The organism is Pseudomonas sp. JV414, from assembly GCF_032424305.1.
Taxonomy (GTDB): domain Bacteria; phylum Pseudomonadota; class Gammaproteobacteria; order Pseudomonadales; family Pseudomonadaceae; genus Aquipseudomonas; species Aquipseudomonas lini.
The window spans coordinates 198191-221823 of record NZ_VYKC01000001.1; the positions used below are offsets into that span (position 1 = coordinate 198191).

The following is a 23633-nucleotide window of genomic DNA, read 5'->3' on the forward strand; positions in this document are numbered from 1 at the left end:
GTGAGTTCGCTATTGCGCCTTGTAGATCAGGACGGTGGTTCAAATGTTTGCAGTATCGGTTAATCAGTAAGGTGTTCGTGGCTCGCCACCTGACTTGATAGCGAGCTATCGTGCGTCTTAACTTGCTGCTTGCTGCTGTTTTTGCGGGGGCGATGCCGATGAAAGATCAGAGCTTTCCTCAATCAATTGATACAGGTTCTTGATATTGGCTGGCGTGGGTACAAGATGGATTTTCTCACCGATCGCGTATTTTCTAGCCTGGTCATGCAAGTAACGAAGTGAAGAAAAGTCTTCTAGAGCAAATCCCACCGAGTCGAACACCGTGACTTGCGTGTCATGCTCCCGGCCTGGTTCGTTATCCCGAACGATGCGGAAATATTCAATGACAGGATGGTCAGCGTCCAGTTGCTGAATGTCGCCTTCAATGCGCGTCTGCGGTTCAAACTCGACAATGATCCGGGCGTTGCGCAGGATATCGGCATGAAGTTCGGTTTTCCCGGGACAGTCACCGCCAACTGCGTTGATATGCATGCCGGGCTCGATCATGTCGGGCGTCAAGATTGTCGCGTAGGCCTTGTCCGCCGTGACCGTGGTGATGATATCAACGCCTTTGACAGCTTCATGCACCGAGGCGGCTACGGTGACATTAATGCCGGTATAGCTTTCCAGGTTTTGTTTCAATTTCAATGAAGCGGCGCTATCGATATCAAATATCCGCACCTCGTTGATCCCGAGCATTTCATAAAAGGCAATCGCCTGGAATTCGCTCTGGGCGCCATTGCCGATAATGGCCATGCGTGTCGAACCCTTGCGTGCCAGGGACTGGGCTACCAGCGCGGACGTTGCCGCTGTGCGAACCGCGGTGGTCAGGGTGAGTTCGCTGAGGACGGCGGGGTATCCGCTATCGACGTTCGCCAATACACCAAAGGCCATGACTGTCAGCAGGTTGTTGCCAGCATTTCCTGGGTGGCCGTTTACGTATTTGAATGAATACTGTTTGCCGTCGTCAGTCGGCATCAGTTCGATCACCCCGCAAATGGAGTGATTGGCGGTGCGTGGGGATTTATCAAAGTCAGCCCAGCGGCAGTAATCAGCCTTGATGTAGCTGGCCATTTGCGTGATGGCCTGACCAATTCCGATCTTGCCAAAAAGCGTGGCGGCATGATCAACGTCTATGAATAGAGTCATCTATGTTTCTCTCTGAGTTGTAAGTTGAGGGAAGTTGTCTAGGCTGCTGAAACTTAGAATTGTTTGCTCTCATACCCATGAAGTACATTGACCGCATTGATGCCGATCTCATCGACCATGTATCCGCCTTCCATGACGAAGAGTGTCGGTGCGCCGACAGTGGCGATGATTTCACCCATGCCAAAGAAGTCCTGGCTTTCCAGAAGAAAGTGGCTGATCGGATCGTCCTTGAACGTATCGACGCCCAGGGAAATCACCAAGAGTTCAGGCGAGAAGTTACGAAGTTTTTTACAGGCATGGATCAAGGCGTTTTGATAACTATGCCAGGTGGTGTTTTTCGGTAAAGGGTAGTTCAGGTTATAACCCTCACCGGCACCTGCTCCACACTCGGTACTGAAACCCGAGTAATAAGGATAGGAAACCGACGGATCTCCATGCAGGGAAGCAAACATCACATCGTTGCGATCGTAGAAAATGTTCTGCGTTCCGTTGCCATGATGGAAGTCGACGTCCAGCACCGCGACACGTTTAGCACCTTGAGTCAGTGCATGTTGCGCGGCAATGGCCGCGTTATTGAGGTAGCAGTAGCCTCCCATGTATTCACGAGCAGCGTGGTGTCCGGGTGGACGACACAGGGCAAAGGCGCTGTTGTGGCCTTCGTTGATCAACGACAGTCCTGTGAGTGCAATGTCCGCGCTGGTTTTGACGGCTTGCCAGGTGGTCGCGGTGATCGGCGAGCCGGCATCCATGGCAAAGAAACCGAGCTTGCCATCAATGAACGCGGGGACATGTTCATTGGACAAGTCGCGCACCGGCCAGACCAGGGGAAGGGCGTCGTGCTCCCGGCCGGTTGCCGTCCATTCGGACCACGCGGTTTCCAGAAAGGAAACATAGCGCTCACTGTGTGCATTGACGTAGCACGCCCGGTCAAACGTTCGCGGGACGATGATATCGCCGAGCCCAACGTGCTGGACTCGGTCGCGAACGGTATCCGCTCGGCTTGGCTGTTCGAATGAAGGTTTGAGAACGCCGTCCTTTAATTCGGTCCCATGGTGCAAGCGATGGGAATCGCTGAAAACTGTAAGCATTTATACGCATCCGTCGTGGTGGTCCAGTGCCAATAGTTTGTTCTGGTACGGATGCACTTTCTTTGCTTTTTGTTCTCGCTCTGCTAGCGTAATCGGGATTATTTTCCCGTGGATGGCACCATGCAGAAAAAAAATACCCATCGCGCATTGCTTGACGATACCGACCTTTCCATCCTGGCTTTGTTGCAGGAGGACGCCAGCATTTCCAACGCCGAGTTGAGTGAGCGCCTCTCGCTAAGCCTTACTCCATGCTGGAGGCGGCGCAAGAGATTGGAAGAGGAGGGCGTGATCAAGGATTACCAGGCAAACCTCGATCGAAGGAAGTTGGGGCTGGATATCATGGCGTTCGTGCATATCCGCTTTGCCACGCACACTGACCACACCCCCGAGGCCTTTGAAGCCGTCATCATGCAGCTCCCGGAGGTCTTGTCTTGTCACAAGATAACCGGGGATGCCGATTACCTTCTGCAAGTGTTGGCTCAGGATCTTGATAGCTACAGTGACTTTGTCGAGAGCGTATTGAGGCGACAACTCGGTATCGCCTCTATCCAGTCAAGTCTTGCGTTGCGTGAAGTCAAAACGACCAGTCGTATCGCCATTGCGGGGCGGACAAAGCAGTAAACGGGCGTTCTGAAGCGTCCAGCCCGAGAAATTCATTTCCCCTGAGCCTGGCTGCCCGGACTGGCTCCTCTCATTGCATCACATAACGCCCCGGCGCCGACTCAAGTGCCGGGTGTTGCGCGTTCCCGGTGCTCAGCACTGAAGGCTGGCGTTCCCCAGCGTGTTCGGCCAGCCAGACGAACCAGTCGTTCCACCAGCTACCTGGGTGCTGCTGGGCATTCTTGAACCAGGTTTCAGGGTTCTTGGTGACGCGATTGTTGGTCCAGTAATGGCGTTTTTCCTTGGCCGGTGGGTTGATCACCCCCGCGATATGCCCTGAGGCGCCGAGCACGAAACGCTTGGTTCCAGACAGTAGCTCGGTGCTGGCGTAAGCGCTCTTCCATGGCACGATATGGTCGTCATGGGTGGCGAGGATGTACGCCGGGGCATCGATGGCGCGCAGGTCGAGCTTGACCCCGCAGCAATCCAGTTCGCCGGATTTCAGATCGTTTTGCAGATAGGTATGGCGCAGGTACCAGCAGTACATCGGCCCGGGCAGGTTGGTGCTGTCGTTATTCCAGAACAGCAGGTCAAGGGGTATCGATTTCTGCCCCTTGAGGTATTTGTCGACGTTGTAGTTCCACCACAAATCATTGGGGCGCAGCAACGAGAATGTATTGCCCATGTCCTCGCCCTTGAACAGGCCGATGGGGCCATTGAGGCCGCCGATGGTGCGCTCGCGATAAGCCACCAATTGCTCGTCGACGAAGATGTCGATGGGGCCGGTATCGAGGTAGTCGAGGAAGGTGGTCAGCAGGCTCACGCTGGCGATCTCTTTGTCGCCACGAGCCGCCAATACAGCCAGCGCCGAACTCAACAACGTCCCACCGATGCAGAAACCCACGCAGTTGGGCCGTTGCTCGCCGCTGATTTCACGGGTCAGCTGCAGCCCTTTGATAATCCCGGTTTCGATCAGGTCATCCCAGGTGGTGCCGGCGTGTTCCTGGTCGAAGTTGCGCCACGACATCAGAAAGACCGGGTGGCCTTGCAGCAACAGGTGGCGAACCATCGAATTGTCGGGGCGCAGGTCGAGGATGTAGTACTTGTTGATTGACGGAGGAACGATAAATACCGGGCGCCGGTACTGGGTTTCGCTTTGCGGATAGTACTGGATGAGCTGGAAGAGTTCGTTCTCGAAGACCACTTCGCCGGGGGTGTTTGCCAGGTCGACACCCACTTTGAACGCGCCGGCGTCGCACTGGCGCATCTTGCCTTCCTGCAGGTCGCTGGCCAGGTGCATCAGGCCTGTGAGCAGGCTGCTTCCTTGGGTGTCAACGACCCGTTGCAGCGCATCGGGGTTACTGGCCAGAAAATTGCTCGGCGCGCCGGCGGCGATGGCTTGTTCCGCCAGATAGAGCAAGCGTTGACGCGGCTTTTTACCGTCGATCGGCAGCTGATCGAGCAGCTTCAGCAGAAAGCCGGCATTGAGCAGATAAAACGCCGCGAGGGAACCGAACAGCGGTTGGCTCCAGTTGCCGCTGGCGAAACGCCGATCTTCGAAGCTGAAGGGCTGACCGGTCAACAGACGCTGGCCGAGTTCACACCATTGTTGCTGGTAGTCCGATTGGAGGCTGTCCAGGGTTTCGCGTGGCAGCTCGAACCAGGCGTTGTAGTCCTGCCCGGTAAACCAGGGATTGGTGCTGACCCAGAGCCTTAATTGTTGCACTGCAAAGGAAGCAATGAACGGAACCTGGCCCGACCAGAGTGTGTTTAAGGTATGCGCGTTGTCCATGGAACTCCTTGCCCACATGAATAAACCGGACGGAAAAAAACGCGGCGCCGGACGTCGGCGCCGCGTCTGATAACTCAGCCTGTGTTTCTAACGCTCGATGACCAGGCTGACGCCCTGACCGCCGCCGATGCACAAGGTGGCCAGACCTTTTTTGCCATCGCGACGGATCAGTTCATGTACCAGCGACACCAGAATCCGCGCGCCTGACGCGCCGATCGGATGACCGAGGGCAATGGCGCCACCGTTGACATTGACCTTGCTCATGTCCCAGCCCAGCTCCTTGCCAACAGCCAGGGACTGCGCGGCGAACGCTTCGTTGGCTTCGATCAGGTCCAGGTCGTCCAGGCTCCAGCCGGCTTTCGTCAAGACCAGACGGGTAGCGGGCACCGGGCCGATGCCCATGATCGACGGGTCCACCCCGACGCTGGCATACGCCTTGATGCGCGCAAGCACTGGCAAGCCCAGCGCCAGGGCCTTGGCGGCGCTTGCCAGCATCAACACGGCGGCGCCGTCATTGAGGGTCGACGAGTTGCCCGCGGTCACACTGCCGTTTTTCTGGAACGCGGGTTTGAGGTTGCCCAGTGCCTGGAGCGTGCTGTCCGGACGCGGCTGTTCATCGGTGTCGAAGACCAGCGGCTCGCCCTTGCGCTGGGGAATCGGGATCGGGGTGATTTCACCCTTGAAGTAACCCGCCTCGATGGCGGCGGAGGCCTTCTGTTGCGAGGCCGCGGCGAAGGCGTCCTGATCTTCGCGACTGATGCTGTATTGATTCGCCAGATTCTCGGCAGTAATGCCCATGTGGTAGTCGTTGAAGGCATCCCACAAACCATCCTGAATCACGCTGTCTTGCAGTTGCGCATGTCCCAGACGCAGGCCAGTGCGCGCCTTGGGCAGAACATAGGGCGCCAGGCTCATGTTTTCCTGACCACCGGCAATCACCAGTTCGGCATCGCCGCAACGGATCGCCTGGACCGCGAGCTGGACCGCCTTGAGGCCCGAACCGCAGACTTTGTTCAGGGTCAGGGCTGGGGTGGTATGGGGCAGGCCGGCCTTGATCGCGGTCTGGCGTGCCGGGTTTTGCCCGGAGCCAGCAGTCAGCACCTGGCCGAGGATGACTTCATCAATCTGCGCTGCGTCGATCCCGGTCTGTTCGAGCAGGCGACGAATCACCGCTGCGCCCAATTCGGTGGCTGGAATGGCGGACAGTGAACCTTGAAAACTGCCAATGGCGGTGCGAGTAGCGGCAACGATTACGACTTCGTTCATGCATGACCTCATTAGGATTCTGTCGAGCGGGAGCAGGGCATCCATGCCCTGACAGGCTTACTGCATGTTCATGCCGCCGTTGACCGAGAAGTCGGCACCGGTGCTGTAGGCCGATTCATCGGACGCCAGCCAGGCGACGATCGAAGCGATTTCTTCGGGTTGGCCAAGGCGCCCGACCGGTGTGGCTGCGATCATGGTCTCGAGAATGTCCGGGCGGATGGCCGCGGTCATGCTGGTCTGGATGTAGCCGGGCGATACGGTATTGACGGTCACGCCCTTGCCCGAGACTTCCCGGGCCAGTGCCATGGTGAAGCCATGGATACCGGCTTTGGCCGCGCTGTAATTGGTCTGGCCGAACTGGCCGCGCTGACCGTTGATCGAAGAGATGTTGATGACCCTTCCCCAGCCCTTGGCCAACATGCCTTCAATCACTTGTTTGGTGGTGTTGAACAGGCCGCTGAGGTTGGTCCCGATCACCGCGTTCCAGTCTTCTGGAGTGAGTTTGCGAAAGGACGCGTCCCGAGTGATGCCGGCGTTATTGACCAGCACATCGATCGGGCCGAATTGTTCTCTTGCCATCTCGAAGGCCTTGCGGGTCGACTCCCAATCGGTGATGTCGCCAAAGATGCATTCGAACTCATAACCCGCTGCCAATTGGGTCGCTATCCATTCGTTCTTGCGGGCGGAATCCGAGCTGCAGCCGACGATGACCTTGAATCCTTCCTTGTACAGGCGTTGGCTTATCGCAGTGCCAATCCCACCCATACCACCCGTGACCAACGCAATACGACCAAGCGACTTCATACAATCCATTCCTTTCTTTGTTTTGCGTTGCAAGATAGGGGATTGTTCGGCATTGGCCGGGTGTACGGAAGTGTTGAGAGGTGACTGTCTGGTGTCCAACGGTGCCATGCCCCGGTGAATGCCGGGTGGCGAAAAACGCGGGTTACCTATACTGGGATCAATATTGGCAACTGAAGAACCCGTTAGTCTTTGATTCATCGCAGATCAGTTATGGCTCTGGACAGGATGTTCGGTTCCACAGGTCATTGAGGACGCCATGTACAGAATGAGTTCGGGCTATGCCAGCGTGCTGGCGAATACGCTCTCGGCTCAAGGGCTGGATGTTGCCAGTCTGTGTCGAGAGGCTGGACTAGATATGAAGCTCGCGAACAAACCTGGAGCGTTTTGCGAGCGAAGGGCGATTTATCGATTATGGGATCTGGCTTCGCAGGCCTCGGGTGATCCGGACATCGGTCTGAAAGCCTACGGAAACTTCAATCCCGGCACGTTTCAGATTGTCGGCTACACCATGATGTCCAGTCTCAATCTGAAAAAAGCGCTGGAACGGCTGGTTCGCTTCAGTCCGTTGATAGGCACCGGATTCAGCCTTTTCCTTCTACCGGAACAGCAAAACTATCGACTGTCCGGCCTCGACCATCAACAAAGCGATTCAGTCAAACCACGCCAATACAGTGATGCCGGGTTGGCGTCATTGCTGGGGATCTGCCGTTGGTTGGCAGGCAGCAAATCAATGCAGCCCTTGAGTGTGGATTTCACGTATCCCGAACCTGAAGACACCTCCGAACACCGTCGTCTGTTTGGTTGTGAGCTGCATTTCGATGCGGCCTACGACAGCATTGTGTTCGACGGGGAGGAGCTGCAGCGCCCCCTGAGCATGGCCAATGAAGCGTTGGCGGTGTTGCATGACAGCTTTGCCGAGGCGCAATTGGACCTGCTGTTTGGTTTTTCCGTTGTCGGCAGGATTCGGGCGCTGGTTACCGAGCGCTTGAGTCAGGGGCAGGGGCAGTGCGACATGGAGTCGATCGCTGCATCTTTGAACATCAGCAAGCGAACCCTGCAACGCGCTCTGGAAAAAGATGGCACCCAATTCAAGGACGTGCTGAATGCCATACGCAGGCAATTGGCTGATTTCTATCTGCGTCATTCCCACTTCAATATGAAGCACGTGGCCTATCTCCTTGGTTTTCATGATCACAGCAGCTTCAACAAAGCCTGCAGCCGCTGGTTTGACATGACGCCGGGGCAATATCGGGCCGATGAATCGTTCGAGATCAAAGAGGCCACGTTGGTCTGACACGGCCTTCCGTCAGCGTTCAACGTTATTTCACCGGAGGTTTTTTTACGGCTTTCTTGCCCTTGGCAGGTTTGCGCACCGGACTCACCACCTTGGCGATGGGGTCAGGGGGCACTGCGGGGATTTTCTGCCTGATCGGCTCAGGGATGAGCACCGGGATGACCACTGGGTTGGCTTGCTTGATCGGCTCTGGCGTTATCGCCGGGACTTTCACTTCGATAGCATCGGCGGCACCAAGTGGTTGGGTCAGGCTGAAACCTGGCAGCGGAACGTCGAGTAGCGTGTGCAGCTCACACCAGCATGGGTTGTTTGCGCCGCTGGTCAGCAGTTGCGGCAGTAAGTCGGCGACGGCCGCCAGCACTTGTTGGCGCTCTTGGGCCTCAATCAGCATCAAGGGCAGGCTGTGCAGGCTTTCTTGCGGATGAGTGGCGACCAGCAGTTTTTGCAGGCGCAGGGTTTCGCGCAAATCAAGTGGCTTGGCACTGTAGTCCTGGAGCAGCACCTGCAGTTGCAGGATCAATTTCTCGACGCTTTCCTTGCCCGGTTCGTCGCTGTCGCGGCCCAGCAGGAACAAAATCCGTATCAAGGCTTCCATCAGACCGCCAAGGGGCAGGGCATCCTGCAGACGCTCGATCAGAACCTGGTCGTGCTGCTTGGCGTGTTCCTGCAGATTTCGCCCGGGTGTATTGCCGGCGAGGCTATTGAGTACCCCATACACGCCGTAGAAACACATTTCGTGAGCCGCATCACGCAGGTCCCGATAGCCGTTCAAGGCGTCCTGCACCTGGTTGGAAAACAGTTCCTGCCAGACCAGCAACGGGTTGTTCTGGCTGGCGGGGTGACGATCCTTGCTCACTTGGGCGGCACTGCCAGTCAGCCACCACAGCGCCGGGTTCAAACTGCTCCAGGCCACTTGCTGCTGATGGAAAGGGTGCGCGCGGCGCAGCATTTCGGCGCTCGGTTCGTTGATCAGCAGGCGCAACCATGGGCGTATGAATTCGTCGTACACGCTGTTGTTGATGGCGGATGCGCGCTGCACCAGCGCGAATTCGCGATCGTCATCACGGGGCGGCTGCACTTGGCCATGAATGTCGGCGATACGTCGGGGCTCGAAACACACGGTATACGGCGTCGCCGAGTGCTCCGGCAGGTCGTCGATCAGCATTTCGTACAGCCCGGCCGGCAGCGCATTGATCGCATCGACCGCACCCAGCAACTCGCGGTGCTCACGCCGCGCCACTTCACCGGACACAAAGATGCCCAGGTGACCGATGCTCGCATGCCGCAGGTAAACGATGGTGCGTCCGGCATTTTGCAACGCGAGATCGCTGGGATAGACGTCGGTGATCCAGTCCAGTGCCTGCTGCGGGGAGGTGATGTTGTCGCCATAAGAACAGAACACCACCACCGGCACTTCGATCAATTTGAGGTCGAGCCCGCTGCTCTTGCGCCCCAGGCCACCGGACAGCTGATTACCGATGAACAGGTCGTCGACAATCATCTCGATCTCTTCGCTATTGAGCAGGGTCGGGCTCCCCCACCAGCGTTCGAAATCCAGAAAGCGTGCGGCCTCGCTGTCGACTTCACTGAACAGGTGGTAGTACTTGCCCCAATAGGTGTTGGCCGGGTCCAGGTTTTCGAAATTGCTCACCAGCCAGGTGCCGTCGAAACGGTCATTACCGAGGTCGCTCCCCAGGCGCGCCATCCAGCCACCGCCCAGCAAACCGCCGGTGTAGCGCATCGGATTGCGGCCATTGACGCCGGCCCAGTACGACAACGGCGCACCGTTGACGATGATCAGCCCCGGCAACTCTGGCCGAGTGGCCGCCAGGCCCATTAACGCCCAGCCCGCTTGGCAGTTACCGATGACGACAGGTTTGGCGCTGTCCGGATGCCTGGTGCTGACGACCTCGATGAACCGTGCCTGGGCGTCTGTGATATCGGCAAGGGTTTGCCCTGGGCGTGGCGAGTGACTGAAGGCGATGAAGTAGGTGGGGTGGCCGGCTCTCAGGCTTTCGCCGATAACCGAGTCCTGTTTGAACCCGCCGATCCCCGAGCCGTGACCGCCGCGGGGGTCAATGATGATCACGGGCTGTTTTTTGCTGTCGATCTGTTGCCCCGGGCCGCCGAGAATTTGCAACAACGAATAGTTGACCGCACGAGGCAGGTCTTCACCAGCGACCAGCGTTTCATGATTGAACTTGAGCAGCAGTGGATACCCGGCGCGTTCGTGGGCCAGGGTGTTGTCGCCGCGCTGACGCAAGGTGTCCCAGAACAGCACGCTGCGCTGGCCAAGGTCCGTGAAGTATTCCTGCCAGTCAGCCGGTGTCGGCTGTCTGAGTTGCCCAAGGCTTAAAGGCGCGAAGGTTTTTGCCTGGCGCTTCTGCACGGCGTCGAGGACGTTGTGGGTATTGAGGCGTTGCAGATGATTAAGGTGTTCGAACAAGCCGGCGGGGTCGCTACGCTTTTCATCTTGCAGCGCAATATTTGCTTTCTGACCCATGGTGATCTCCTGCTGCTTGCATGGGAACCTGCGCATCTGAACCCTTTAGTTAAAGAGGGCTAGGCTGGCCGTTCGATGAGCAGGAGTCTACAGCGAATAAGGAGGGCGTTAGCAACGTTTATTTTGCAGCGCACAAAAATAGGCGTTGCCAAATGGTTTTGTGCACTGCAATATCAAGGCTAACGCGATGACTGGCCGGATCGCTATCGCGTCCTCAGGCTCATCAGGGCCTTCCAGTACCAGGAGATTCAAGCATGTCTTTTTTCAATTCGGAAAAACTGCAAACCGCTCAGAAAGCCAACCTCGACCTTTTGCAGCAAATCAGCGGCAAAGTCTTCGCCAGCGTTGAACAGCTCAGCCAGTTGCAGTTCAAGGCACTGCGCGACTCCACCGAGGAGCAGTTCGAAGGTGTTCGCAAGTTGCTGGCCGTCCGTGATCCACAAGGTTTCGCCGAACTACAGGCTTCTTTCACCCAGCCGAGCGCGCAAACCGAACGCCTGGCCGAGTTCAATCGTCAGGTTCAAGCACTGATTGTGGGTACTCAGTCGGACATCGCCAAATTGACCTCGAGTCAGGTCGAAGCGGGCACCCAGCAGTTGCATGAGTTCGTTGAAACGATCAGCAAGAATGCACCGGCCGGCTCCGAGCCAGTTGTGGCCGCGTTCAAGTCGGGCCTGGCGAATGCCGGTACTGTGTTCGAAAGCGCACAGAAAGCTGTAAAACAGGCTGCCGATGTGGCTCAGAGTGGTTTCGAGGCAGCGACTGCCGCGGGCACTAAAGCTGCCCCGGAAGCTAGCGCCAAGCCTAACAGCGGTAACAAGTAAGTCACGTAAGACCAGCAGTACCAATGGCGATGGGTTTATTCCCCATCGCCATTTTTTTTCGTTCCGCCATCGGCACCGGGCTTGCCGCCGAACATGCCGAAAAGGTTCTGGGTGTTCAGGTACAGCGCCTTGGACTGGTCGACATATTGCCGCATCAGATCCTGCATCACTGGCGCTTGCTGGTGCATGAAGGTGCTCCAGGCTTCGGAGGATTGCGCACCGGTCTGGGACTGGATGTCGATTACGGTCTGAATGCTTTTGTCCAGGTAACTGGCGAGTACGCCCTGATAAGGGCCGTAGAACTGGATAATCCCCATCAGCATCTCGCTGGTGAAGATCGGCTCACCGCCGCTTTCAGCTTCCAGAATCACTTGCAGCAAGATACTGCGCGTCAGGTCCTCGCCGCTCTTGGCATCGACCACCTGAAAGGCAATTTTGTCGACCACCAACTGGCGTATGTCCGCCAGCGTCAAATGACTGCTGGTGTGGGTGTCATACAGTCGGCGATTGGGGTACTTCTTGATCAGGCGGGGGGTGGTATCAGTCATGCGGGGCGTCTCGCGGCGGGCCTGGTTTGCAGGCATCTTAACCTACAATCATCATTGGTGTTTTTGAGGCCGCCTTCGCGAGCAAGCCCGCTCCCACACTTGACCGAGTCTCCCATGAGAATGCGGTTAAATGTGGGAGCGGGCTTGCTCGCGAAGAGGCCCGCCATCACAGCACAAATCCAGCAGCAAAAAGGAGACTGCGCCGTCAAGCGAGTCCCCCCTTGTGTAACCAGAACTGAGTTACCAGATCGACAAGGTGTAGCTGACGATCAGGCGGTTTTCATCCAGGTCGCTGCCAAAGTGGGTCGAGCGAACTGTCGCGTTACGCCATTTCACCCCGACATTCTTTAATGGCCCGCTCTGCACGACATAGCCGATGTCGGTATCACGTTCCCATTCCTTGCCTTGCGGGCGGTTGCCGCCCAGATCGATATTGTCGCCAGTAATGTAGCGGGTCATGAAGGTCAGCCCTGGTACACCGATGGCCGCAAAGTTGTAGTCGTAACGTGCCTGCCAGGATTTTTCGTCCTTGCTGGCGAAGTCGCCGATCTGCACGAAGTTCACCAGGAACGCATCGGTGCCGTTGACGTAGGCATAGCCGGTGTCGCCGTTCATGCCTTGATAACCCAGGCCCAACGCATGCCCGCCGAGGCTGTAGGTGAACATCGCGCCGATGGCATTGTTATCGACATTACTGCCACCGTCGTCCGTGGAGCGGGCGAAGCGCAGATCCATCTTCAGCGACTGGCCGGTTGTGACCGGCAACACGTAGGTCAGGTTGACCAGGTGCTGGCTGTAGAAATTGTCGAGGTGGCCATAGCTGTAACCGGTGGCGAGGTTGCTGGTCCATTTGTAGTTCAGGCTGGCGAAATCGAAGCTGTCGCTATCGAGATGCCGTGTGGTGATGCCCTTGGCGCCGGTGCGGGTGATGCCCATGTCCTCGTAGTCCGAGGAGTCGCGCTGATTGACTTGCGTCAGTCGCCCGGCATCCACGGTCAGGCCTTCGAGTTCCAGCGACGTCAACTGACCGCCCTTGAAGGTTTGTGGCAACAGCCGTGAATCGTTGGCCAAGACCGTCGGCAGTTTCGGCAGCAGCGTGCCGAGTTTCAGTGTGCTTTTTGAGGCACGCACTTTGGCCGTCAGGCCCAGTTCGCCGTACTCGTCCTGCGCACCTTTGCTCGTGTCGCGGTGACGTTTGAGCAAGCCGGAGCCTGCGCGATCGGGGCTGGAATCGAGCTTGACGCCGACCAGACCGATGGCATCGAAGCCGATTCCGATCAAACCGTCGGTGAATCCCGATTCATAGCGCAGCAGGAAACCTTGCGCCCATTCCTCTTGCTTGGATTGGGGAGCGTTGGTCTGACGATAATCGCGGTTGAAGTAGAAGTTGCGCAGCTCCAGGCTGGCCTTGCTGTCTTTGACAAAGTCAGCAGCGGCGGGGGCCGAGAGGCTGATGACGCCGCCGGCCAGCAACAGTCGAGTAGCGAGGGTGCGGGTGTTGCGGTCCATGGTTAAGCCCTTTTGTTTTTATTATGGAAAGACAGGTCCCGCGGCCCTCGCCAGGTGGGCGAGGGCTTATCAATAAAAAACGCGAACGCCAAAAAGAGAGGAGCGTGGCGCCGCGTGGGTTCAATCGTTAGAACTGTTCGGCGCTCAGGCCAAACAAGGAGGCGCTGCCCGCGCGGATGGATTGTTCCAGGCTCAAAATGCGCGGCAGCAAGCGGTGAATGTAGAAGTCGGCGGTGGCGATCTTCGCGCCATAAAACCCTGGATCTTCGGGCAGCTTTTGCTTGGCCACCTGCGCCATGCGCGCCCAAAGCCAGGCGTAGGCGACGTAACCGAACAGGTGCAAATACTCCACCGAAGCAGCGCCGACTTCGTTGCGATTGGTGGTCGCCTGATCCTGCAGCCAGTCGCTCAGGTCTTCCAGACGCTGCACGGCATCGAACAGTTGAGCGGAGTAGGGCGCTTCGGGCTGATGGGCGAAATGGCGGATCTCGCCGGTGAACTGGCGCAGCGCGGAGCCCTTATCGGCGAGCACTTTGCGTCCAAGCAAGTCCAGGGCCTGAATGCCGTTGGTGCCTTCGTAGATCTGCGCGATGCGCACGTCGCGGACCAATTGTTCCTGGCCCCATTCGCGGATGTAGCCATGGCCGCCGAACACTTGCTGGCCGTTGATGCAGCTTTCCAGGCCGGTGTCGGTGAAGAACGCCTTGGCCACCGGTGTGAGCAGCGCCACCAGGGTTTGCGCGCTGTCCCGTTCCTTGGCGTCATCGGAAAATTTCGCCAGGTCCAGTTGCTGCCCGACATAACTGGCGAACGCACGGCCGCCCTCGGTCATGGCTTTCATGCTCAGCAGCATGCGGCGCACATCAGGGTGAACGATGATCGGGTCGGCCACTTTGTCCGGAGCTATGGCACCGGTCGGCGCGCGACTCTGAACACGTTCACGTGCATAGGTGACGGCGCTCTGATAGGACGCTTCGGCGCAGCCAATGCCCTGAATGCCGATGGACAAGCGCTCGTAGTTCATCATGGTGAACATCGCCGCCAGGCCTTTGTTGGCTTCGCCGACCAGCCAGCCGCTGGCGCCGTCGAAGTTCATTACGCAGGTGGCCGAGGCCTTGATGCCCATCTTGTGTTCGATCGAACCGCAACTCACAGCGTTGGCATCGCCGAGGGAACCGTCGACATTGACCAGCACTTTGGGGACGACAAACAGCGAGATGCCTTTGGGCCCTGCTGGTGCGTCCGGCAGTTTGGCCAGCACCAGATGCACAATGTTTTCGGTCAGGTCCTGGTCACCACCGGTGATGAAGATCTTGCTGCCGGTGATGCTGAAGCTGCCGTCGGCCCGGGGTTCGGCGCGGGTGCGGATAATCCCCAGATCGGTGCCGGCGTGGGCTTCGGTCAGGCACATGGAACCGGCCCAGCGGCCTTCGTACATCGGCGGCAGGTAGAGGTTTCTCAGGGTGTCACTGGCGTGGGCATCCAGCGCCAGGCAGGCACCGGAACTCAACGCCGAATACAGTGCGAAGCTGGAATTGGCGCCGTAGAGCATTTCTTCGAACTGCACGGCGAGCATCTTCGGCATGCCCATGCCGCCAAAATCGGCGTTACCCGACAGGCCCACCCAACCGCCTTCGATGTAGGTGGCATAAGCCTGTTTGAAACCGATTGGCGTGCTGACCTGGCCATCGACCCACTGGGCGCCTTCCTCGTCGCCGCTGCGATTCAATGGCGCAATCAGGTGCGAGGTGACTTTGGCCGCCTCCTCAAGAATGGCGTCGGCGGTGGCGGCGTCGACACTGTCAGCCAGGGCTGGCAGGCGTGCCCACAGGGCCGGGGCGTCGAACACTTCATGCAAGACAAAGCGCATGTCGCGCAGCGGGGCGTTGAATTCGGGCATAACGTGAACCTCAAAAGGGTGTGCGATGGGCACGGCGCCGCTTGAACAGGCCGTGCCCTTTCTATCAATGGGCGGAAGCGCTGGCGGCGCCGAGGCCGGTCTGGGCACGAACGAACTGGTCGGCGTAAGCATCACGCTCCTTGTCGGCCCGCACGCTGCGGTCGAGTTTCGACACTACGATGATCACGAAGAACGCCAGGGGCATGGAGAACAGCGCCGGGTGGTCGTATGGGAAAATCGCATGCGCATGGCCGAGCACGGTGACCCAGACCGCTGGCGAGAGAATCACGAGGACCAGCGCGCAGATCAGCCCGGCGAAACCGCCGATGATTGCGCCTTTGGTGGTCAAGCCTTTCCAGTACATGGCCATGATCAGCACCGGGAAGTTGGTCGACGCAGCGATGCCGAAGGTCAGGCCCACCAGGAACGCGACATTCATCTTCTCGAACAGAATGCCCAGCAGAATCGCGATGATGCCAAGTCCCACGGTGGCCATGCGGGTCACGCGCATTTCCTGTTTCTGGGTGGCTTTGCCTTTCTTGAATACTGTGGCGTAGAGGTCGTGGGAAATCGCCGAAGCACCGGCCAGGGCCAGCCCGGAAACCACTGCAAGGATGGTGGCGAAGGCCACGGCCGAGAGGAAACCGAAGAACAGATTGCCACCGACCGCTTTGGCCAGGTGCATGGCGACCATGTTGCCGCCGCCAATCAAGGCGCCGCCGACTTCACCATTGACGTAGTACTGCGGGTCGGTGCCGATGATCACCATCGCGGCGAAGCCCAGAGTGCATACCACGAGGAAGAAGAAGCCGATGAAACCGGTGGCGTAGAACACCGATTTGCGCGCTTCCTTGGCGTTAGGCACGGTGAAGAAACGCATCAGAATGTGCGGCAGGCCGGCAATCCCGAACACCAGGCCCAGCGACATCGAGGCGGTGTTGATCGGGTCGGCGAGCATCGAACCGGGGCCCATGATGTTCCAGCCACTGGCATGGGCTTCGACGGCTTTGTTGGCCAGGGTTTCGTAGCTGAAACCGAACTGCGACATGGCCATCAATGCCAGGGTCGTGCCGCCGGCAAGCAGCAGCACGGCCTTGATGATCTGCACCCAGGTGGTGGCGATCATGCCGCCGAAAATCACATAAACCAGCATCAGCGCGCCGACGATCACCACGGCTACCGGGTAGTCGAGGCCAAACAGCAACTTGATCAACTGACCCGCGCCGACCATCTGCACGATCAGGTAGCAACACACCACCGTCAGCGAACCGAAGGCGGCGAAGATCCGCACTTTGTTCTGGTCCAGGCGATAGGACACGATGTCGGCAAAGGTGTAGCGCCCCAGGTTGCGCAAGCGCTCAGCCATCAGGAAGGTGATGATCGGCCAGCCAACGAAGAAGCCGATGGTATAGATGAAGCCATCGTAGCCCTTGGCGAACACCAGGCTGGACAGCCCCAGCAGCGTAGCGGCGGACATGTAGTCACCGGCAATTGCCAGGCCATTCTGAAACCCGGTGATACCACCGCCCGCGGTGTAGAAGTCAGACGTGGATTTGGTTTGCCGCGCGGCCCACCAAGTGATGGCCAATGTGCCCAGTACGAAGACGAAGAACATGCCGATTGCATGCAGGTTGAGCGGCTGTTTTTCCACCGCACCCAATGTGGGTGCAGCCAGCACAACGGAGGCCGGCAATAGCCCGGCAGCGGCGAGGAGAAGTTTACGCAGCAGAGTCATCACTTGCTCTCCTCGAGAATGGCGGCGCCCAATGCATCGAAACGCGTGTTGGCGCTGTAGACGTACCAACCGGTCAGTAGCCAGGAAAAAATAACGATCGCCGCGCCAACCGGCATGCCCAGGGTCAACATCCGATGCTCGGCGATCGGCGCGTGCAGCCACTGCGGGGCAAACGCCACCACCAGCATGAACGCGTAGTAGGTGCCGAGCACGGCAGCACTCAGCGACCAGGCCAGGCGCGAACGGCTGCTCACCAATTGAAGGAATTTGGGGTTGGACCGAATGCGTTCACAGCGTTGGGTATCGGTTGAATGGATGTCGATCATGGGTGGCTCCACATTGTTTTTGTTATCAGTGTGTAGGTCAGGGGCAGGGCCAAATTCAGCCTGCACGAGCCCGAAGCGGCAGGTAAAACACCTGCCGCCTGGTGGGTACAACGTCGATTCGGTTAGAGCGCTTTGGCCCTGTCGCGCAGAACGTACTTCTGGATCTTGCCGGTTGAAGTCTTCGGCAGCAGGGTGAAAACCACCGTGCGCGGGACTTTGAAACCGGCCAGGTGTTCGCGGCAGAAACTGATGATGTCGGCCTCGCGAACGTCCTGGTGATCAGCCTTCAATGTGACAAAGGCGCAGGGCGTTTCGCCCCATTTCTCATCGGGACGGGCGACGACGGCCGCTTCCATGACGGCTGGATGGCGATAGAGCACACCTTCCAGTTCGATGGTGGAAATGTTCTCACCGCCGGAAATGATGATGTCCTTGAGTCGGTCCTTGATCTCGACATAACCGTTCGGATGACACACCGCCAGGTCGCCGGTGTGGAACCAGCCGCCGTCGAACGCCTCGGCTGTGGCGGTCGGGTTCTTCAGGTAGCCCTTCATCACGGTGTTGCCACGCATGAAGATCTCACCGATGGTCTGACCGTCTCGCGGGGTCGGCTCCAGCGTCTTCGAATCGCCAACCATCACGCCTTCGAGCGTCGGGTAGCGCACGCCTTGACGGGATTTGATTTGCGCCCGTTCGTCCAGCGGCAACTCATCCCATTCGGCATGCCAGGCGCAGAGCGTCACCGGGCCATAGGTTTCGGTCAGACCATAGACGTGGGTGACCTTGATGCCCATTTGCTCCACGGCACCGATCACTTTGGCCGGCGGTGCGGCGCCGGCGACCATCGCGTTGACCGGATGATCGATCGCCGCTTTCGCCGATTCCGGCATGTTGACCAAGGCATTGAGCACGATCGGCGCAGCGCACAGATGGGTGACCTGATGCTCGCGGATCAGCGTGAGGATTCTCTGTGGATCGACGCGGCGCAGAAACACATGCACACCGGCCATGGCGGTGATGATCCACGGGTAGCACCAACCGTTGCAATGGAACATCGGCAAGGTCCAGAGGTACACCGGATGGTTACCCATGGCCCAGGTCATCTGGTTGCCCAATGAGTTCAGGTAGGCACCGCGATGGTGGTAAACCACGCCTTTGGGGTTGCCGGTGGTGCCAGAGGTGTAATTCAGCGAGATGGCTTGCCATTCATCATCGGGCCACTGCCAGGCGAAAGCAGGGTCGCCTTCGGCCAACAGCGCTTCATAGTCCAGATCGCTGACAGCCTGGCCTTCGCCGTATTCCGGATCATTGACGTCGATGACCAATGGCGGGTGATCCAGCATGCCGATCGCCGCGTGAATCACATCATGGAACTCACGGTCGGTAATCAGCACCTTGGCTTCACCATGCTGCAGCATGAAGGCAATGGCTTCGGCATCCAGGCGCACGTTGAGCGGGTTGAGCACCGCGCCAATCATCGGCACGCCGAAATGCACCTCGAGCATCTCGGGAATGTTGGGCAACATCACCGCCACGGTGTCGTTCTTGCCGATGCCGCGACCGGCCAGCGCCGAGGCCAGACGGCGACAGCGGGTGTAGGTCTGCGCCCAGGTGCGGCGGATCGAGCCATGGATGACGGCGGGATAGTGCGGGTAAACGCTGGCGGTGCGCTCGATGAAGCTGAGCGGAGACAAGGCAATATGGTTGACAGCCGCAGGGCCTAGCCCTTGTTCATAGATCGACATGTACGGGTACTCGGTGGCTGATTGTTAGCTCTATAGGTGACCTTGCAGCGTAGCCGCTGAGGTCGCCTTTTATGTCCGGCTTGCTTTATATAACATTCAGCTAACGATATGGAAGTACAACCTACGTCATATGGGATATGTACTATATTTGATTCTTTCGGATCTAAATGAATACAGTGACACCGCCAAGGCCGGTATATCCTTGGCTTCCCCAACGAAGCGGACCTGTGATGACCCTGACTCCCGTTCGATTGCACAGCTGGTTGCGCCTGCAGCGCGAGGGTGTGTCTCTGGCCGCCCGGGCCGATGCGTTGTGCCGTGCGCTGCAGGATTGCCCCGAGGTGCGCCGGGCGGTTTATTTGAGTTGGCAACCCAATGCGCGGATTTACAGCCACGAGGGCGCCGCCCAGCATTTTCCACCGGGGCTGGGCGACCCTTCGCTGGCCAGCGATCAGCGGCTGTTTGATCGTCTGGCCGAAGCGGGGCGGCTGGATCTGGCTCAAGTACGTCAACTCGATTGTTGGCTGGCCGGCCGACTGCGCCGGGCCGCTATCAGCCATGGCCAGGTGTTTGATCTGGCGTTGCAACCGGGGCAGGCGGGTTTGTTGCTGGTGGAAGTGTGCGAGGGCGTGAGTCTTGATTGGCTGGGTTGGGTGCAGGACTTGCTGACGACGCTGCTGAGCAGCGTCAACGGCATGCTGCGCGGCTCACCGCTGTTGGGGCACGACCCGCAACCGAGTCTGTTGCTCGATGCGCAGGGCCGGCCGCTGGAGTTCAATGCCGCGCTGTTGGCACTGCTCGCCGAAAAACCGCTGACCGATGTGCTGGGTTTTCTGCCGGTCAATCACCGGGTGCTGGTTCGCGCCTGCCTGGACCAGCAACGCGCCATCGACGGGGTCGAAGCCCAATTCGAAGCGCAGATCCTGATCTGGACGTTTATCCCCGATCCCCAGGACAACCGTGTACTCGCCCGGTGTCGCGATGCCACGGCACAAGTGCTGGCCGAGCGTGAAGCGGCCACGGCACGGCGGCTGTACCGGCTGATCATTGAAAACACCACTGACCTGATTTCCCGACACACACCGGACGGGCGCTTTCTCGATGCCTCGCCGGCGTCCTGGACATTGCTCGGCTACTGGCCGGAGGAGCTGCGCGGGCAAATGGCCCAAGGCTTGTTCCATGGTCAGGACCTGGCCAGCCTGGTGCAGCGCGCGCGGGATGCCCTGGAGCAGGACGGTTATCACACGATGACGTATCGGATTCGCCATCGGGATGGGCATTACCTGTGGTTTGAAACCGCCAGCCGGGCGATTCGTGAGACCTATACCGGAGCGGTGGTGGAAGTGGTCAGCGTGTCCCGGGACATTACCGCCCGGGTGCTCGCCGAGGAGAACAAGCGACGCCTGGCGGAAGTCGTCGAGGCCAACACCGATCCTGTGTTGTTCATCGACCCCGAGGGTCAAGTCACTTACCTCAATCCAGCGGCGCGGCGCGTCCTCGGGATCGACGAGCAACAACCGATGCCAGCCCTGGCAACGTTGTTCGCCAGCGGCGACCTGGCACGTCTGCAGCGTGATGGCTGGAGCAGCGCCGAGCGCGACGGTGTCTGGAGCACCGATGCGCGATTGCAACCACCGGCAGGTGGCACTTCGGTGCCGGTATCGCTGGTGCTGCTGGCGCACCGTTCGGCCGGCGGCGAGCGCTATTACTCGTTGGTGGCGCGGGACATGACCGAGCGTGAACTGCGTGAAGTGCAGCAGCGCCGTCATCAGGACGAACTGGCGCACACCGCGCGGTTGGTCACCCTGGGTGAATTGGCCTCGGGCATCGCTCACGAAATCAACCAGCCATTGGCAGCGGTCGTCAATTACGCCAATGCCAGCCAGCGCTATTTACAGACGCTGGATTCCAATCCCCAGGCCGCCGCCAAAGTGGCGCAAGGGCTGGAGCGCATTACCCATCACGCCACTCATGCTTCAGAAGTGATCAGACGTTTGCGGGCGTTCCTGCGCAAGGGGCAACGCCGCATGCAGGCCTTGAATTTCACCGAGGTCGCCCGTGAGGCCGTGCGTTTATGTGCCTGGGAGGCGAGCAATTGCCAAGTGACAATCGAGGATCGCCTACCGGATAATCTGCCGCCGATTTATGCCGACCGAGTGCTGCTGGAGCAGGTCCTGCTCAATCTCTTGCGAAATGCCATCGATGCCAACCGCGAACAACATCCGGGGCAACCCTCGCTGATCGTGATGACTGCGGGGCAGGGCGGTGGTGCAACCGTGGAAATCAGTGTGCAAGACCAGGGGCCAGGCGTCAGCGAGCCCGAACTGGAGCAGATATTTACCCCGTTCTATACCAGCAAGGCCGATGGCCTGGGGCTTGGCTTGTCCATGAGCCGCAGCATCATCGAAGGTTTCGGTGGCGAATTACAGGCCCGACGCCAACCTGTCGGGCTGCTGATGTGCTGCCGTTTGCCGCTGGCCGGCCCAACAAAACAACAACAGGAATAACGTAATGGCAGGTGTGACGGAGCACGTGGTGTATGTGGTCGACGATGACCAAGGCATGCTCGATTCAACAGTCTGGTTGTTGGAGTCGGTAGGGCTCAAAGCCTTGCCGTTTACCAGTGGCGTGGAGTTTCTCAATGCCTGTGATGCCAGTCTTGATGCCTGCGTGCTGCTCGATGTTCGCATGCCCGGCATGGGCGGTTTGAACGTGCAGGAAGAAATGCGCGCACGTGAGCTGAACCTGCCGATCATTTTCGTCAGCGGGCACGCGGATGTTCCGATCGTGGTTCGCGCCTTCAAGGCGGGCGCCCATGACTTCATCGAGAAGCCCTACAACGAGCAATTGCTGCTGGACAGCGTGCAACAGGCGCTCAGCAACTGCGCGGCAAATCGCTCGGGCAATCAGGGGCACGAAGCCTTGCAGGCGCGCTTGCTGACACTGACCCCACGGGAGCGCGACGTTTTGCTGCCGCTGGTCCAGGGTTACACCACCCGCGAGATCGCCGAGCAACTGGGCGTCAGTGCGAAAACCGTCGACCTGTATCGTTCGCGGGTGATGAAACGCATGCAGGCCAATACCTTGCCAGACCTGGTGGGGATGGCCATCGCCGCTGAACTGGTCGATCCGCTGAAGCTGCGGTGATTGCTGGCGTTTTCTAATGATCGTCTATGGGGGGAGGATCAGCCGCAAGACAGACCGGACGTCCCACCGACGTTATGACTGCCTGAGCTTGCGCTAGCATGAAAGATGTTCAGGCCACTCGCCATTGAGACTGGTCATGGGGCTCTGCCACTGGCAGGGGCCGGAGGAGGCGTGTTGAAACCATTCCAGCTCAGACCTAGCGCCTCAACCCTGAACATGTTGCGTCAAGCGTGCCTGCAACGCCGTGATGCGGTGCCGCCAATGTTAACGGAAAAAGCGCTGATCCCGGGCATTCCAGATGCTCGCTACTGGCTGGACCAGGACCTGACGCCGTTCATTCGGGATGTGAGCTTGGCCAACCTTCGAGAGGCTGAGGCGCTCGCCAGCGCAGGGCTACCGAACGATATCCTGCCGCGGGCAAATCTGCTGGCCGTTTCGGGCGGCGGCGACGCCGGCACATTCGCCGGGGGCATCATTGCGGGATGGACCCGGCATGGGTCTCGACCTGTGTTCAAAGTCGTCACCGGCATTAGCGCTGGAGCCCTGGTCGCCCCGTTTGCCTACCTGGGGCCCCAGTACGACGATATCATTGTGCGTATCTGCAATGCAGTCGGTCCAAAAGACATTTTCCATGCGCGTAATATGCTGACCCGTCTTACCAGCGATGGTATGGCGCACAGCAAGCCACTGTCGCGGCTCATTGCACAGCACGTCACTGCCGAGATTCTCGCGGCGATCGCAGCGGAATACGCCAAGGGACGGCTCCTGATGATCGGTACAACCGACCTTGATTCAGGGCGTCCGGTCACCTGGAACATGGGGGCTATTGCCTCCAGCCAGGCACCGGGAGCGCTTGAGCTGTTTCGCAACATCATGGTCGCGTCGATGAGTATTCCAGGAGCCGTCTCACCCGTCATGATTGATGTGGACGTTAACGGCCACTCGTTTCAGGAAATGCACGTGGACGGAGGCGTCCTTACGCAGGTGTTCCTTTACCCACCCGGCACCGTGATGGCGCTGAACCAAGTGCCCGGGGCGCGTTTGCGGCGTGAACGGCATTTCTATGTGATTCGCAATGGCAAACTGGAACTGCAATGGTCCGGAACCAAGCGCCGAACCTTGAACATCGGCGGTCGAGCCATCAGCGCATTGATCCAGAATCAGGGGATCAGCGATCTGGATCGAATTTACCGAATTGCCCAGCAGGATGGGGCGGATTTCAATCTGGCGTACATCGGCTCCGACTTCCGCATTTCTCGCCTCCATAAATTCGATGGCGAGTACATGAAGCGCTTGTTCAAGTACGCCTTTGAACTCAGTGCCAAAGGCTATCCGTGGCATAAATCGCCGAGTACGTGAAAGAC

General features: G+C 58.7%; 18 protein-coding genes. 6 read left to right on the forward strand and 12 right to left on the reverse strand.

From position 1 onward, the window contains the following. Positions 1–117 precede the first annotated feature (117 nt). Together F6R97_RS00880 and F6R97_RS00885 are read right to left on the reverse strand one after the other, a co-directional pair. On the reverse strand, positions 118–1188 hold the full coding sequence (locus F6R97_RS00880; RefSeq protein ID WP_315865834.1) for an ornithine cyclodeaminase: 1071 nt from the start codon (positions 1186–1188) through the stop codon (positions 118–120). Positions 1189–1241: 53 nt separating this feature from the next. Then, on the reverse strand, positions 1242–2276 hold the full coding sequence (locus tag F6R97_RS00885; protein ID WP_048393414.1) for a histone deacetylase family protein: 1035 nt from the start codon (positions 2274–2276) through the stop codon (positions 1242–1244). Between the two features lie 120 nt (positions 2277–2396). On the opposite strand from F6R97_RS00885, the gene F6R97_RS00890 reads away from it, so the two are divergent. After that, positions 2397–2897, forward strand: coding sequence for an Lrp/AsnC family transcriptional regulator (locus F6R97_RS00890; protein WP_048393412.1), 501 nt, complete (start codon positions 2397–2399; stop codon positions 2895–2897). Positions 2898–2967: 70 nt separating this feature from the next. On the opposite strand, the gene phaC is transcribed toward F6R97_RS00890, so the two are convergent. The 3 genes from phaC to phbB form a co-directional block, all read right to left on the reverse strand. Next, complete coding sequence (gene phaC / locus F6R97_RS00895; protein ID WP_038983301.1) at positions 2968–4668, reverse strand: class I poly(R)-hydroxyalkanoic acid synthase; 1701 nt, start codon at positions 4666–4668, stop codon at positions 2968–2970. Positions 4669–4755: 87 nt separating this feature from the next. Further along, positions 4756–5934: an acetyl-CoA C-acetyltransferase gene (locus F6R97_RS00900; RefSeq protein WP_038983300.1), complete on the reverse strand. Its 1179-nt coding sequence runs from the start codon at positions 5932–5934 to the stop codon at positions 4756–4758. A 57-nt stretch (positions 5935–5991) separates the two neighbouring features. Then, positions 5992–6738, reverse strand: a complete 747-nt coding sequence (gene phbB, locus F6R97_RS00905; RefSeq protein ID WP_038983299.1) for an acetoacetyl-CoA reductase — start codon at positions 6736–6738, stop codon at positions 5992–5994. Between the two features lie 256 nt (positions 6739–6994). Between phbB and F6R97_RS00910 the strand changes: the two genes are divergently transcribed. After that, positions 6995–8032 (forward strand): AraC family transcriptional regulator, encoded by a 1038-nt coding sequence (locus F6R97_RS00910; RefSeq protein WP_038983298.1) that lies wholly within the window; start codon positions 6995–6997, stop codon positions 8030–8032. A 25-nt stretch (positions 8033–8057) separates the two neighbouring features. On the opposite strand, the gene F6R97_RS00915 is transcribed toward F6R97_RS00910, so the two are convergent. Beyond that, positions 8058–10535: a DUF3141 domain-containing protein gene (locus F6R97_RS00915; protein ID WP_315865835.1), complete on the reverse strand. Its 2478-nt coding sequence runs from the start codon at positions 10533–10535 to the stop codon at positions 8058–8060. Between the two features lie 254 nt (positions 10536–10789). On the opposite strand from F6R97_RS00915, the gene phaP reads away from it, so the two are divergent. After that, positions 10790–11359: a TIGR01841 family phasin gene (gene phaP / locus F6R97_RS00920; RefSeq protein ID WP_315865836.1), complete on the forward strand. Its 570-nt coding sequence runs from the start codon at positions 10790–10792 to the stop codon at positions 11357–11359. A 35-nt stretch (positions 11360–11394) separates the two neighbouring features. Here phaP and phaR read toward each other — a convergent pair whose 3' ends face one another. The 6 genes from phaR to F6R97_RS00950 all read right to left on the reverse strand — a co-directional run bounded on the left by phaR (position 11395) and on the right by F6R97_RS00950 (position 19122). Next, positions 11395–11943: a polyhydroxyalkanoate synthesis repressor PhaR gene (phaR, locus tag F6R97_RS00925; RefSeq protein ID WP_315865837.1), complete on the reverse strand. Its 549-nt coding sequence runs from the start codon at positions 11941–11943 to the stop codon at positions 11395–11397. A gap of 204 nt (positions 11944–12147) precedes the next feature. Further along, entirely contained in the window at positions 12148–13416 is a 1269-nt protein-coding gene (locus tag F6R97_RS00930) for an OprD family porin (protein WP_315865838.1), read from the reverse strand. Between the two features lie 127 nt (positions 13417–13543). Beyond that, positions 13544–15316 carry an acyl-CoA dehydrogenase C-terminal domain-containing protein gene (locus F6R97_RS00935; protein WP_315865839.1) on the reverse strand — a complete coding sequence of 591 codons (1773 nt, stop codon included), beginning with the start codon at positions 15314–15316 and terminating at the stop codon, positions 13544–13546. A gap of 64 nt (positions 15317–15380) precedes the next feature. Next, positions 15381–17051, reverse strand: coding sequence for a cation acetate symporter (locus F6R97_RS00940; RefSeq protein ID WP_315865840.1), 1671 nt, complete (start codon positions 17049–17051; stop codon positions 15381–15383). Next, a complete protein-coding gene (locus F6R97_RS00945; RefSeq protein ID WP_315865841.1) occupies positions 17051–17377 on the reverse strand; it encodes a DUF485 domain-containing protein in 327 nt (108 codons plus the stop codon). The genes F6R97_RS00940 and F6R97_RS00945 overlap by 1 nt, the downstream gene beginning before the upstream one ends. A gap of 122 nt (positions 17378–17499) precedes the next feature. Further along, a complete protein-coding gene (locus F6R97_RS00950) occupies positions 17500–19122 on the reverse strand; it encodes an acyl-CoA synthetase (RefSeq protein WP_315865842.1) in 1623 nt (540 codons plus the stop codon). Positions 19123–19352: 230 nt separating this feature from the next. Here F6R97_RS00950 and F6R97_RS00955 point away from each other — a divergent pair, with 230 nt between their 5' ends. From F6R97_RS00955 to F6R97_RS00965, 3 genes are all read left to right on the forward strand, one after another. Next, complete coding sequence (locus F6R97_RS00955) at positions 19353–21629, forward strand: PAS domain S-box protein (RefSeq protein ID WP_315865843.1); 2277 nt, start codon at positions 19353–19355, stop codon at positions 21627–21629. Between the two features lie 4 nt (positions 21630–21633). Further along, positions 21634–22269, forward strand: a complete 636-nt coding sequence (locus F6R97_RS00960) for a response regulator transcription factor (RefSeq protein ID WP_123494715.1) — start codon at positions 21634–21636, stop codon at positions 22267–22269. 174 nt (positions 22270–22443) lie between these two features. After that, entirely contained in the window at positions 22444–23628 is a 1185-nt protein-coding gene (locus tag F6R97_RS00965; RefSeq protein ID WP_315865856.1) for a patatin-like phospholipase family protein, read from the forward strand. The last annotated feature ends 5 nt before the right edge of the window (positions 23629–23633 follow it).